The 14,447-nt window shown below is 74.9% G+C and carries 3 protein-coding genes and 2 pseudogenes (1 of these 5 running past the window's edge); all 5 read right to left on the reverse strand.

Annotated features, from left to right (window positions below; genetic code table 11):
* A protein-coding gene (locus ACEXOX_RS03405) for a type I polyketide synthase (protein ID WP_406518997.1) crosses the window boundary here: on the reverse strand, positions 1 to 2,150 show its beginning. It extends 15,064 nt beyond the left edge of the window; only the first 2,150 of its 17,214 coding nucleotides appear in the window; its start codon is at positions 2,148 to 2,150; the stop codon falls past the left edge of the window.
* Positions 2,120 to 9,546 (reverse strand): annotated as a pseudogene (locus tag ACEXOX_RS03410) (type I polyketide synthase); the annotation flags it as partial. The pseudogene ACEXOX_RS03410 and the gene ACEXOX_RS03405, both read right to left, overlap by 31 nt.
* Before the next feature lie 315 nt (positions 9,547 to 9,861).
* A pseudogene (locus ACEXOX_RS03415) lies at positions 9,862 to 10,185 on the reverse strand (polyketide synthase dehydratase domain-containing protein); the annotation flags it as partial.
* Complete coding sequence (locus tag ACEXOX_RS03420; RefSeq protein WP_406526211.1) at positions 10,098 to 13,469, reverse strand: type I polyketide synthase; 3,372 nt, start codon at positions 13,467 to 13,469, stop codon at positions 10,098 to 10,100. The gene ACEXOX_RS03420 and the pseudogene ACEXOX_RS03415, both read right to left, overlap by 88 nt.
* A 348-nt stretch (positions 13,470 to 13,817) precedes the next feature.
* Positions 13,818 to 14,273, reverse strand: a complete 456-nt coding sequence (locus ACEXOX_RS03425; protein ID WP_406518999.1) for a LuxR C-terminal-related transcriptional regulator — start codon at positions 14,271 to 14,273, stop codon at positions 13,818 to 13,820.
* Positions 14,274 to 14,447: the final 174 nt, after the last annotated feature.

Below are 14,447 nucleotides of genomic sequence, written 5' to 3' on the forward strand. Positions count from 1 at the left end.
GGCGCGGGGTCCGCGGGAGCGGCGCGTACGACGCGGCGGGTGAGGACGCCCGAGGGGCGCAGCGCGAGGTGGTCCTCGCCGGTACGGCCGGTCAGGACGGCGGCCAGGCGCTCACCGGCCCGCTGGTCGAGCTGTTCGGCCAGGTCGACCAGGCCGCCCCAGCGCTGCGGGTGTTCGAGGGCGGCGGTCCAGCCGAGGCCCAGGATCTGGGCCTGGTCGGGGTGGGTCAGCCGGTCCGCGCGGCCGGTGGCGACGGCTCCCTGGGTCAGGCACCACAGGGGTGCGTCGACTCCGGCGTCGCCGAGTGCCTGGACGAGCGCGAGGGTCAGGGCGAGCCCGCGGGTGAGCGCCGGGTGCGCGGTGCTGTGCCCCTCGGCCCCGGCCAGCAGGGACACCACGCCCGTGAGGTCCGGCGCGTCGCCGAGTTCGGACAGGCGCCCGGTCAGGGTCGCGCGGTCGGCGCAGGCGTCGTCCAGGGCGATGGCGCGCGCCTCGGCGCCGTGAGCGGCGAGGATGTTGGTGAGGGTGTCGGTGTCGGCCCCTTCCGGGGCGACGACGAGCCAGGTGCCCGTCAGGGTCGCCGTGGGCAGGCTGGTCAGCGGCTTCCAGGTGGCGCGGTAACGCCAGGAGTCCACGGTGGACAGGTCGCGGCGGCGCTTGCGCCAGTCCGAGAGGGCCGGGAGGACCGGAGCCAGCGAGTCGCGGTCCAGGCGCAGGCTGGAGGCGAGGGCGTCGACGTCCTCCTCCTCGACCGCCGTCCAGAACTCGGCGTCCGCGGGGTCCGCTTCGGCCCGGTTCCTGGGCCGGTCGGGGATCGCCCACAGGTGCTCGCGCTGGAATGCGTACGTGGGCAGCGGCACGCGGCGGGCGCCGGTGCCGGTGAGGACACCGGCCCAGTCGGCGTCCGCGCCGCGTACGAAGGCTTCGGCGAGGGAGGTCAGGAAGCGGTCGGTCCCGCCCGCGTCCCGCCGGAGCGTGCCGAGCACCGCGGCCGCGCCGCCGGCTTCCTCGGCGGTCGCCTGGATGCCCATGGACAGGACGGGGTGGGAGCTGACCTCGATGAAGAAGCGGTGGCCCTGGCCGAGGAGTTCGCCGATGGCGGGCTGGAAGCGGACGGTCTGCCGCAGGTTGGTGTACCAGTAGCCGGCGTCCATGCCGGTGGTGTCCAGCCAGTCACCGGTGACGGTGGAGAAGAAGGGCACCTGCGCCGGGCGCGGGCGTACCGGCGCGAGGACGGTGTGCAGTTCGTCCCGCACCATCTCGACCTGCGCGGAGTGCGAGGCGTAGTCCACGGCGATGCGCTTGGCGCGGATGTCCTGGCCGACCAGTTCGGCCTGCAGGGCGTCCAGCGGCGCGGTGGCGCCGGAGACGACGGTGGACCCGGGGCCGTTGACGGCGGCGATCGACAGGGCGTTGTACCCGATGGCCCCGGCGAGTCGCTGTTCGACGTCGGCGGCGGGCAGCGGGACCGACAGCATGCCGCCGGATCCGGCCAGCCCGCGGGCGATGGCCTGGCTGCGCAGGGCGACGACGCGGGCCGCGTCCTCCAGGGAGAGTGCCCCGGCGACGGCGGCCGCGGCGATCTCGCCCTGCGAGTGGCCGACTACGGCGTCGGGGGTGATGCCGTGCGCGGCCCACAGCGCGGCCAGAGAGACCATGACGGCGAAGGAGGCGGGCTGGACGACGTCGACACGGTCCAGGGTCGGCGCGCCTTCGGTCTGGCGCAGCACGTCGAGCAGTGACCAGTCGGTGAACTCCGCGAGGGCGGTGGCGCATTCGGTCAGGCGCTCGGCGAAGACCGGGGATTCCTCCAGGAGACGCGCTCCCATGCCGGCCCACTGGGATCCCTGGCCGGGGAAGACGAAGACGGTCTTGCCGTCGGTGTCGGCCGTGCCCTGGACGACGCCGGGGGCGGAACCGCCGGTGGCGAGGGCGTCGAGGGCCGCGCGCCGGGCCCGGTCGTCGGTGCCGACGACGACGGCGCGGTGGTCGAAGAGCGTGCGTGTGGCCACCAGGCTGTGGGCGACGTCCAGCGCGCCGGGTGCCTGGTCCCCGTCGAGGTGGGCGGCGAGGTGGGCGGCCTGGGAGCGCAGCGCGCCCGGGGTACGGGCGGACAGCACCCAGGGGATGGCGTCACCGGCCGGGGGCACCGGCCGGTCGGTGGCCGTCTCGCGTGGTCGGGGGCCTCTTCGAGGATCGTGTGGGCGTTGGTCCCGCTGATGCCGAAGGAGGAGACCGCGCAGCGGCGCGGGCGTTCGCCCTCGGACCAGTCGGCGGGTTCGTTCAGCAGGGCGAGGGTGCCGGGCGTCCAGTCGATGTGGCTGGAGGGGGTGCCGGCGTGCAGGGTGCGCGGCAGCTCTCCCCGGCGCAGGGCCAGCACCATCTTGATGACGCCCGCGACGCCGGCCGCCGACTGGGTGTGGCCGATGTTGGTCTTGACGGAGCCGAGCAGCAGCGGGGTGCGCGGGTCGCGGTCCTGACCGTAGGTGGCGAGCAGGGCCTGCGCCTCGATGGGGTCGCCGAGGGCGGTGCCGGTCCCGTGGGCCTCGACGGCGTCGATGTCCGCCGGGGCCAGCCCGGAGTTGGCCAGGGCCTGGCGGATGACGCGCTGCTGGGCGGGGCCGTTGGGGGCGGACAGGCCGTTGGAGGCGCCGTCCTGGTTGATGGCCGAGCCGCGGACGACGGCTAGGATCTCGTGCCCGTTGCGCTGCGCGTCCGAAAGGCGTTCCAGGACGAGGACGCCGACGCCTTCGGCGAGGGTCATGCCGTCGGCGCCCTCGGAGAACGCCTTGCAGCGGCCGTCGCCGGCCAGGGCCCGCTGCCGGCTGAAGGCGACGAACGGGTTGGGGTTGGTCATCACGGTCGCGCCGCCGGCCAGCGCCAGGGAGCTTTCGCCGTTGCGCAGCGACTGGCAGGCCAGGTGCAGGGCGACCAGGGACGAGGAGCAAGCGGTGTCGACGGTGACCGCCGGCCCTTCGAGGCCGAAGAGGTAGGCCAGGCGTCCGGAGAGGACGCTGGGGCTGGTGCCGGTCACCAGGTGACCCGCGGAGCCGTCCTCGACGCCGAGTCCGTACTCCTGGTAGGTGGAGCCGATGAACGTACCGGTCGCACTGCCGTGGACGGTGGTGGGGTCGATCCCGGCGTGCTCGAACGCCTCCCAGGTGGTCTCCAGCAGCAGCCGCTGCTGGGGGTCCATCGACAGCGCCTCACGCGGCGAGATGCCGAAGAAGGAGGCGTCGAATTCGCCCGCGTCGTGCAGGAAGCCGCCCTGACTGGAGTACGTCGTGCCGGGGTGGTCCGGGTCGGGGTGGTGCAGCCCGGTGTCCCAGCCGCGGTTGACGGGGAAGTCGGTGATCGCGTCGACGCCTTCGGAGATCAGCTCCCAGAACTGCCGCGGGGAGCGGACGCCGCCGGGGAAGCGGCAGCTCATGCCGACGATGGCGACGGGCTCGTCGAAGCGGCCCGGTACGGCGACCGCGGCGTGGGCGTCCTGGCCACCGCCGGTGCCCAGGATCTCCTCGCGCAGATGGCGGGCGAGGACGGCGGGGGTCGGGTAGTCGAAGACGAGGGTGGCGGGCAGCTTCAGGCCGGTGAGGGTGGCCAGCCGCTTGCGCAGTTCGACGGCGGTCAGCGAGTCGAAGCCGGCGTCGCGGAAGGCCCGCCGCTCGGCGATGGCGTCCGCGGAATCGTGGCCGAGGGCGACGGCCGCCTCGGCCCGCACCAGGTCGGCCAGCAGCCGCTCCTGTCCGTCCTGGTCCAGGCCGCTGAGGCGGGCGGCGAACTCCGGCGCGGCGCTGCGGGTGTCGCTCTCGGCACGTACCAGGGCCCGGACCTCGGCCAGTTCGTCGAAGAGGGCGCTGCGGCGGGTGGAGGTGAAGACGGGGTGGTAGCGCTCCCAGTCGATGTCGGCGACCGTGACGGTGACGTCCTGGTGGACGACGGCGCGCCGCAGTTCGGTGAGGGCGGTCGTGGGTGCGAGGAAGCGCAGCCCGCGCTTGTGCAGTTCGTCGGTGACGGCCTCGTGGGTGGCCATTCCGGCCTCGGCCCAGGGGCCCCAGGCGATGGAGGTGGCGGCCAGGCCGCGGGCGGCGCGGTGTTCGGCGAGGGCGTCGAGGTAGGCGTTGGCGGCGCCGTAGGCGCTCTGCCCGGCGCTGCCCCATACTCCGGCGATCGACGAGACGAGGACGAAGAAGTCCAGGTCGTGGCCGTCGAGGAGGTTGTCGAGGTGGGCCGCGCCGAGCAGTTTGGCGGCCATCACCGCCGCGGCGTCGTCCAAGGGGGTCCCGGCGAAGGCGGCGTTCTGGCCGACGCCGGCCGCGTGCACGACGCCGGTCAGCGGGCGCTCCGGGGGTACGGAAGCCAGGAGTGCGGCGAGCGCGTCGCGGTCGGCGGTGTCGCAGGCCGCGATGGTGACCTCGGCGCCCAGTTCCTCGATCTCCGCGGCCAGTTCGGCGGCGCCGGGGGCGTCGGGGCCGCGGCGGCTGGTGAGGATCAGGTGGTCGGCGCCGCTGCGGGCGAGCCAGCGCGCGGTCTCGGCACCGAGCGCTCCGGTGCCGCCGGTGACGAGGACGGTCCCGCGCGCGGTGAACGCGTCGGCCGGGGGCAGTTCGGCCCGCGGGTGACGCACCAGGCGCCGGCCGAGCGTTCCGGTGGCGCGGATCGCGAGCTGGTCCTCGCCACCCTGGGCGGCCAGCGCACTGACGAGGTGCTGGGTGGCGGGGGCATCGAGAACGGCCGGCAGGTCGATCAGGCCGCTCCACAGCTGCGGGTGCTCCAGGGCGGCGACGCGGCCCAGTCCCCAGACCGCTGCCTGGAGGGGGTTGGTGAGCGCGTCGTCCGGGCCGGTGGTGACCGCGCCGCGGGTCAGGGTCCACAGGGGGGCGTCGAGCGGGGTGTCGGTGAGCGCCTGGGTCAGCACGATGCTGAGCGCGAGTCCGGCCGGCGGTTCGGCGCCGGGCCGGTGGCCGGGCCGGTCGGCGAGCGGGAGCAGGGACAGGATGCCGGAGAAGACGCGCTCCTCCGTGCGTACGGCGTCGAGCCGGGCGGCGAGTTCGGCGCGGTCGCGGCAGGCGGTGTCCAGGACGAGCGTCTCGAACTGGGCGCCGTGGCCGCGCAGCGCGTCCAGGGTCTCGTCGGTGTCGATGCCGTCGGCGGTGACGAGCAGCCAGGTGCCGTCGAGTACGGGCGCGGCGGCCGCCCGGACGGGCTGCCAGGTGACGCGGTAGCGGGTGGAGTCCAGCAATGCCTTCTCCTGCCGCTGCTGGCGCCAGGAAGACAGCGCGGGCAGCAGCGCGTACAGGGAGGCGTGCTGTTCGTCGCGCAGCCCCAGGAGAGTGGCCAGTTGCGCGGCGTCGCCGCGTTCGACGGAGTTCCACAGTTCGGCGTCCGCGGGGTCGGCCGCGCCCTGCGCCAGGCGTACTGGGGCCTGTTCGGGCCAGTAGCGCTCATGCTGGAAGGCGTAGGTGGGCAGGCCGACCGTACGCGCGCCGGTGCCGTCGTAGTACGCGGCCCAGTCGACGGCCGTGCCGCGTACGTGCAGCCGGGCCAGGGCGGTGGCCGCACTGCGTTCCTCGCCGCGCCCGGCGCGCAGCAGTGCGACGAAGTCCGCGTCCGTCTCGTCGCCCAGGGTGTCCTGGGCGGGGGCCGACAGCGCGCTGTCGGGGCCGATTTCGAGGAAGGTGCCGGCGCCGCAGGCGTGCGCGGCGCGCACGGTGTCGGCGAAGCGTACGGTGCCGCGCGCGTGCGCGACCCAGTAGTCCGGGGAGCGCAGTTCGTCGTCGGTGGCGGGCCGCCCGGTGAGGCCGGAGACGACGGTCACCTCCGGCACGCCGTAGGCGAGCTGGGCGGCGACCTCGCGCAGGCCGTCGAGCGCGGGCTCCATGAGCGGCGAGTGGAAGGCGTGGCTGACTTTCAGGCGCTTGGTCTTGCGGCCCTGCGCGGCGAAGTGGGCGGCGATCTCCTCGGCGGCGGCCAGGTCGCCGGCGATGACGACGGCGCGGGGGCCGTTGACGGCGGCGAGGGAGACCTGGTGCTCGCGCCCGGCGAGCAGCGGAGCGGCCTCGTCCTCGGCGGCCTCCAGGGAGAACATCGCGCCATCGGAGGGAAGTTCCTGCATCAGCCGTGCCCGCGCGGTGACCAGGCGGGCCGCGTCGGGGAGCGTGAGGACGCCCGCGACGTGCGCGGCGGCGATCTCGCCGACGGAGTGGCCCAGCAGGACGGCGGGGCGTATCCCCCAGGTGCGCAGCAGCCGGTACAGCGCGACCTCGATGGCGAACACGGCCGGCTGAGTCCACTCGGTGCGGTCCAGCAGCGCCGCCTCGGGGCTGCCCTCCGGGGCGGACAGGACGTCCTTGAGGGGGCGGTCCAGATACGGGTCGAGGGCGGCGGTCACCTCGTCCAGGGCCTTGGCGAACGCGGGGAAACGGGCGGCGAGTTCACGCCCCGCCCCGGGGCGCTGGCTGCCCTGCCCGGCGAACATCACGGCGAGCTTGCCGGCGCCGCCGGTCTCACCCTCGGTGAGCGCGGGGTCGGGGCGGTCGGCGGCCAGGCTGGACAGAGCACGCAGCAGTTCGTCACGGTCGCCGGTCACGACGGCGCGCTGGTCGAAGGCCGAGCGGGTGGTGGCGAGAGAGAGGCCGACGTCGGCCGGGTCGAGGCCAGGGCGCTCGTCGAGGAAGGACCGCAGGCGGGCGGCCTGGTCCCGCAGCGCCGCCCGGCTCTTGCCCGACAGCGTCCACGGCACGACGGCCGGGGTGAGCGCCGGCCGTTCGCGCTGTTCGGGGGCGGCCGGCGGTTCCTCGACGATGAGGTGCGCGTTGGTACCGCTGAAGCCGAAGGAGGAGATGCCGGCGCGGCGCGGCCGGCCGGCCTGCAGCCAGGGCGTCTCCTCGGTGAGCAGGCGCACCGCTCCGGAGTCCCACTCCACGTGCGAGGACGGCTCGTCGGCGTGCAGCGTACGGGGCAGCACGCCGTGGCGCATGGCCATGACCATCTTGATGACGCCGGCCACGCCGGCCGCGGCCTGGGTGTGGCCGATGTTGGACTTGACGGAGCCCAGCAGCAGCGGGCCCTGCGGGTCGCGCTCCTGGCCGTAGGCGGCGAGCAGCGCCTGGGCCTCGATGGGGTCGCCGAGGGTGGTGCCCGTGCCGTGGCCCTCCACGGCGTCGACGTCCGTGGCGGTCAGCCCGGCGGCGGCCAGCGCCTGCCGGATCACCCGCTGCTGGGAGGGGCCGTTGGGGGCGGTCAGACCGTTGGAGGCGCCGTCCTGGTTGACGGCGGAGCCGCGGACGACGGCCAGGATCTCGTGCCCGTTGCGCTGCGCGTCCGAGAGGCGTTCCAGGACGAGGACGCCGACGCCCTCGGACCAGCCGACGCCGTCGGCGCTGTCGGAGAACGCCTTGCAGCGGCCGTCCGGGGACAGGCCGCGCTGCCGGGAGAACTCGATGAGGGCGCCCGGCGTCGACATGACCGTGACACCGCCGGCCAGCGCGAGGGAGCACTCCCCCGCGCGCAGGGCCTGCATCGCCCAGTGCATGGCGACCAGCGAGGACGAGCACGCGGTGTCGACGGTGACGGCGGGGCCTTCGAGGCCGAGGGTGTAGGAGACGCGTCCGGAGGCGACGCTCGCGGCGGTGCCGCTGCCCTGGTGGCCCTCGAACTGCCCGCCGGAGAGCACGGTGGCGTAGTCGTTGTACATCACGCCCGCGAACACGCCGGTCTGGCTGCCGCGCAGGGACACCGGGTCGATGCCGGCGCGCTCGACGGCCTCCCAGGAGGCTTCGAGGAGCAGCCGCTGCTGGGAGTCGGTGGCCACCGCCTCGCGGGGGCTCATGCCGAAGAAGGCGGGGTCGAAGTCGGCGGCGGTGTGCAGGAATCCGCCGAAGCGGGAGTAGGAGGTGCCGGTGCGGTCCGGGTCCGGGTCGTAGAGCGCGTCCAGGTCCCAGCCCCGGTCGGCGGGCAGGCCCGAGATGGCGTCGGAGCCTTCGCTCACCAGCCGCCACAGGTCCTCGGGAGAGGCGACGCCGCCCGGGTAGCGGCAGCTCATGCCGACGATGACGACGGGGTCCTCGTCGGTGGCGGCACGGGGGCACCGGGCGCCGCGGCAGCTTGGGAACCCATGAGTTCGGCGAGGAGGTGCGCGCCGAGGGCGTCGACGGTCGGATGGTCGAAGACGACCGTCGCGGCGGTGCGCAGGCCGGTGGCCGCGCTGAGCCGGTTGCGCAGTTCCACGGCGGTCAGCGAGTCGAAGCCCAGCTCGCGCAGCGGGCGCCGCGCGTCGATGTCGGCGGTGGTGGAGTGCCCGAGCACGGCGGCCACCTGGCCGGCCACGAGGTCGAGCACGACCTCGCGGCGGTCGGTCTCCGCCAGCCGGGACAGCTTCTGTACGAGGGTGACGGCGGCCTCCGGACCCGAGACCACCGCGCGGCGGGCCGGGGTGCGGATCAGGCCGCGCCACAGCGGCGGCACTCCGCCCTCGGAGCCCTGGACGCGCAGCACGGACAGGTCGAGCCGGGTCGGCAGCAGGACGGCGGCGTCCGTGGCGGTGGCCGCGTCGAAGAGGGCGATGCCCTGTTCCTCGGTGAGCGCGGGCGTGCCCATACGGGCCAGGCGGTCCAGGTCCTCGTCCGTCAGGCCGCCGGTCATTCCGCCGGTGGGCTGCCACGGGCCCCAGGCCAGGGAGAGCCCCGGCAGGCCCTGGGCGCGGCGCAGTTGAGCGAGCGCGTCGAGGAAGGCGTTGGCGGCGGCGTAGTTGCCCTGGCCCGCCGCGCCCACGGTGCCGGAGAGGGAGGAGAAGACGACGAAGGCGGCCAGGTCCAGGTCCCGGGTGGCCTCGTGGAGGTGCCAGACGGCGTCGGCCTTGGGCCGCAGGACCGCGCTGATCCGCTCGGGGGTGAGCGACTCGATCACGCCGTCGTCGAGGATGCCGGCGCTGTGCACGACGGCGGTGACGGGATGCTCGGCGGGGACACCGGCCAGCAGCCGCTGTACGGCGGCGCGGTCGGCCAGGTCGCATGCCGTGAGGGCCACCTGCGCGCCGAGACCGGTCAGTTCGGCCACGAGGTCGGCGGCGCCGTCGGCGTCGGCGCCGCGACGGCTGGCGAGCAGCAGGTGCCGTACGCCGCGCTCGGCGACCAGATGCCGGGCCAGTACGCGGCCCAGGCCGCCGGTGGCTCCGGTGAGGATCACGGTGCCCTCGGGGTCCCACTCCGTACCGCCCTGCGCCACCCGGGCGCGGGCGAGCCGCGCGACGAGGACGGCGGCGCCGCGGACGGCGGTCTGCGGCTCGTCCAGGGCCAGGGCCAGGGCCCACGACAGCGGCTCGGCGGCGGGCTCGGTGGTGTCGGGGTCGAGGTCCAGCAGACCGAAGCGGCCGGGGTGTTCGCTCTGCGCGGCCCGCACCAGGCCCCAGACCGCGGCGGCCGCCGGGTCCGGTGCCTGCCGTGCGTCGGTGGCGACCGCGCCACAGGTGACGAAGACCAGCCGGGACGCGGCGTACCGCTCGTCCTCCAGCCAGGTGCGCAGCAGCTCCAGGGCGTGGGCGGTGCGGGCGTGCGCGGCGGTGGCGGTATCGTCACCGGCCGCGCCCGCGACGGGGACGAGGACCACGTCCGGGGCGTCCGTGACGGCGTCCGGGCCGGGCAGCGCCGTGACGGTACGGTCCGGCGCCACAAGGGCCTGCTCCAGGCCGAAGAAGTCCGGGCCGAGGACGGCGACCGTCGCGGGCGTCGCCTGGCCGGCCTGGCGCGGTTCGGTCCAGCGCAGCTCGAAGAGGGCATCGCGGACGAGCGAGTCGGCGCCGAGCCGCTCGTCGGGCAGGGTACGCAGGATGAGCGAGCCGATGGAGGCGACGGGGGCACCCGTGGTGTCGGCGACGGAGATCGCCACCGCGTCCTCGTCGGCCAGGGACAGTTTCACGCGGACCGTGCTCGCCCCGCTCGCGTGCAGGGTCACGTCCTGCCACGCGAAGGGCAGGCCGCCGCGGGCCTGCTCGCCCAGGTCGACGAAGGCCGCGGCGTGCAGTGCGGCGTCCAGCAGGGCCGGGTGGATGCCGAACGCCCCAGAAGACGCCTCGTCGGCCCCGTCGGTCTCGGGCAGGGTCACCTCGGCGTAGACGGCGTCGCCGCTGCGCCAGGCGGCGCGCAGGCCCTGGAACAGGGGGCCGTATCCGAAGCCGGTGTCGGCCATGCGGTCGTAGAAGCCGTCGAGGTCCAGCGGACGCGCGTCGGCGGGGGCCAGACGGTGGCGTCGAAGCCGGCCCGGTGCTCGCCGGCGGCGAGGGTGCCGGCGGCGTGCTGGGTCCAGGGCAGTTCCTCCGGGCCGTCCGGGCGGGAGTGGACGCTCACGGCGCGGCGGCCGGTCTCGTCCGGGCTGCCCACCCACACCTGCACCTGGACGCCGCCCTCCTCGGGCAGCACCAACGGGGCGGCCAGCGTGAGTTCTTCCACGCGGCCGCAGCCGGCCTCGTCCCCGGCGCGCACGGCCAGCTCCAGGAAGGCGGTGCCCGGCAGCAGCACCGTGCCGCGCACGGCGTGACCGGCGAGCCAGGGGTGGGTGCGCCGCGACAGGCGGCCGGTGAGGAGCAGGCCGTCGGAGTTGGCGACCGACACGGCCGCCGCCAGCAGCGGGTGGTGCGCCGCGCCCAGGCCGGCGGCGCGCACGTCACCGCCCGACCCGGGCACGCTCCTGGGCCAGTAGCGGCGGCGCTGGAAGGCGTAGGTGGGCAGGTCCGTGCGCCGGGCGCCGGTGCCTTCGAAGTAGCGCTCCCACTGGACGGCCACGCCACGGGTGTGCAGGCCCGCCAGCGCGGCGGTGAGCGTATCGGCCTCGGGGCGGCCCGGCCGCAGCACGGCGAGCGTCGCGGGAATGCCGTCGGCGGAGCCGGGGGCGGCCGGGCCGGGGGTGCTGTCGGCCGTGGCGGTCGCGGCCAGGCAGGTCTGGGCCATGGCGGACAGGACGCCGCCCGGGCCCAGTTCCAGGTAGGTGGTGGCGCCGTGGCCGTCGAGCCAGGCGAGGGTGTCGGCGAACCGTACGGTGTGGCGGGCGTGGTCCACCCAGTAGTCGGCGGACGTCAGCTGCTCCACCGTGGCGAGGGTGCCGGTCAGGCCGGAGACGACCGGGAGCGCGGGCGCCTGCGGCGCGAGCCGGGAGACGACCGTACGGAACTCCTCCAGCATGGGTTCCATCAGCGGGGAGTGGAACGCGTGCGAGACGCGCAGCCGCTTGGTCTTCCGTCCCAGTCCGGCGAAGTGCTCGGCCACGGCGGCGGCTTCGTCGGCCCGGCCGGCGATGACGACGGCGGTGGGCCCGTTGACCGCGGCGACGGAGACGTGGTCCTGCCGGTCCTCCAGGAGGGGCAGGACCTCCTCCTCGGTGGCTTCGAGGGAGATCATGGCGCCGCCCTCGGGGAGCGCCTGCATGAGGCGGCCGCGGGCGAGCACCAGAGCCGCGGCGTCGGCCAGGGTGAAGACCCCGGCCACGTGTGCCGCGGCGATCTCGCCGACGGAGTGCCCGGCGAGGAAGTCCGGCTTGGCGCCGAAGGACTCGGCGAGCCGGTACAGCGCCACCTCGATCGCGAACAGCGCGGGCTGGGCGTAACCGGTCTCGTCGAGCAGGGCGGCCTCGGGCATGCCCTCGGCGGCGAACAGCACATCCTTCAGGGGCCGTTCGAGGCCCTGGTCGAAGTGGGTGAGGACCTCGTCGAGGGCGGTGGCGAAGACGGGGAAGCGGGCGGCCAGGTCGCGCCCCATCCCCGGCCGCTGGGAGCCCTGCCCCGTGAAGAGGAAGGCGAGCTTGGACCGCGTCCGGGCGGTGTCCTGCACCAGGCCGGGTGCGGGCGCGCCGTCGGCGAGCGCGGTGAGGGCGGCGCGGGCCCCGTCCAGGTCGGCCGCGGTGAACGCGGCACGGTGCTCCATGCCGGAGCGGGCCGTGGCCAGGGAGTAGGCGACGTCCACGGGCTTCACGGGCGCGAGGCCGGGGCGGGACGCGAGGTGTTCCAGCAGCTGTGCCGCCTGGGCGCGCAGCGCCTCGCGGGTGCGGCCGGAGACGAGCCACGGGACGGCACCGGCCGCCACGGGCGCGGCCGCGGCAGGCTCTGCGTCCTCCTGAGGCTCGGCCGGGGCTTCCTCCAGGATCGTGTGCGCGTTGGTGCCGCTGAGCCCGAACGAGGAGACACCGGCCCGGCGCGGCCGCTCGCCCCGGGGCCAGGGAGCCTGCTCGGTGAGCAGGCGCACGGCCCCCTGCGTCCAGTCGACGTGCGAGGACGGTGCGTCCACGTGGAGCGTGCGCGGGAGCAGGCCGTGCCGCATGGCCAGCACCATCTTGATGACGCCGGCCATGCCGGCCGCCGCCTGGGTGTGGCCGAGGTTCGATTTCACGGAGCCCAGCAGCAGCGGGCGGTCGGCCTCGCGGCCCTGGCCGTAGGTGGCCAGCAGTGCCTGGGCCTCGACCGGGTCGCCCAGGGTGGTGCCGGTGCCGTGCGCCTCGACGGCGTCGATCTCGTCGGCGGAGAGCCGGGCGCTGATCAGTGCCTGCTCGATGACCCGTTGCTGCGAGGGGCCGTTGGGCGCGGTGAGCCCGTTGGAGGCGCCGTCCTGGTTGACGGCGGAGCCCCGGACGACGGCCAGGATCTCGTGCCCGTTGCGGCGGGCCTCCGAGAGGCGTTCCAGGACCAGGACGCCGACGCCTTCGGCCCAGCCGGTGCCGTTGGCGGAGTCGGCGAAGGAGCGGCAGCGCCCGTCGGCAGCGAGCCCGCCCTGGCGGCTGAATTCCACGAAGGTGGTGGGGCTGGACATCACGGTGACGCCGGCGGCCAGCGCCAGGGAGCACTCGCCCTGGCGCAGGGAGTGGGCGGCCAGGTGCAGGGCCACCAGGGAGGACGAGCAGGCGGTGTCGACGGTGACCGCCGGGCCCACGGCCCCGAAGAAGTAAGCGAGGCGGCCCGAGATGACGCTGGTGGTGGTGCCGGTCAGGGCGAAGCCCTGGACGTCGTCGTCCGGCCCCACCCGGTACTCCTGGGGCATCGCCCCGACGAACATGCCCGTCCGGGAACCACGGACCGCCGCCGGGTCGATGCCGGCCCGTTCGAAGGCCTCCCAGGAGGACTCCAGCAGCAGTCGCTGCTGCGGGTCCATGGCAAGGGCCTCACGGGGGGATATCCCGAAGAAGGAGGCGTCGAAATCGGCCGCGTCGTGCAGGAAGCCGCCGGAGAACTCCCCCGCGTCCTCGGCCGACAGTTCCCAGCCGCGGTCGCCGGGTGCCGCCGTGATGCCGTCCCCGTCGGCGGCGAGCAAGGACCAGAGCTCCTCAGGGCTGCGCACGCCTCCCGGGAAGCGGCAGCTCATGCCCACGATCGCGATCGGTTCGCGGGCCGCCGCCTCCAGCTCGCCCACCCGCTGGCGGGAGCGCCGCAGATCGGCGCTGGCCCGCTTGAGGTAGTCGCGGAGTTTCTGTTCCTGGTCCATGTTCGCCACGTTCAACCCAACCCATCTCAAGACCGGCGGACAGCAGAGGATTTCGTTGTGGGCATCCGGCACTGGGGACGGTTGTTCCACAGCGACTGGGTTATCTGCGTGCCCCGCACGAGGCAGCTCGACTTCCCGCACGCCACCTGCCCAGTCTCGACAGGAACGGCCATGGAATTCCCTAGAGTCGGCCGGGCGTCAGGACCGGCCGCACACCAAGGCGCCGGGGGCACCGCGGTTGCTCCGCGGCGCCCCCGGCGCCTTGCGTCCCTTCGGTTCCCTTTCGGACCGGGCCGTGCCGCAAGGGCGGGCCCCGTCCCGCGGGTCCGCACGCGGCGGCCCCGGGAACCCGGTGTGCTACTTGATGAAGCCGTCCACGACACGGGGCGGCCAGGTCCCCACCGTCAGCACTCCCATCGCGTACGCGCGGGAGACCAGGGCCGCCCGGTTGGGGACCTTCAGTTTCCGCAGCAGTCCGGTGACGTGATACTCCACTCCCTGCCGGCTGAGATAGAGCCGGGAGGCCAGCGGAATCGTGGACAGGCCGGCCGCGATTCCTTCCAGAATGCGCGCGTCGATCTCGCTGAGTAATTTCTTCCGCGGCGCCACCACCGCGTCGCCCTCCGCGGCCTGCCCCGACGGCATCGTGACGAGCACCGCGGCCGGGCCGGGGGCGTAGCCGCTCACGGCGGTGGCCGTGAGGTTTCCGGTGAATGTGTCGCCGGTCGCCCGCAGCGCCACCACGTGCGCGGCGAACCGGTCGCAGCGGCCGGTCAGCAGCCGTTCGAACTGCCGCATGAGGGGCTGCCGCACGCTGGGGTGCACCAGGTCGCGGAAGTCACGCCCGCAGACGTCCGGGGCCGTGGTCGAGGACTCGGAGGGGAAGAGGCGAGCACGTCGGCGGAAGCCGCGTCGGGGGTCGCGAAGTTGCGGTAGAAGTCCTGGGATGCCTGACGGACCGTCAAGTACGGGTCCAGTACGGCCATG

Source organism: Streptomyces sp. Ac-502 (assembly GCF_045222935.1).
Taxonomy (GTDB): domain Bacteria; phylum Actinomycetota; class Actinomycetes; order Streptomycetales; family Streptomycetaceae; genus Streptomyces; species Streptomyces monomycini.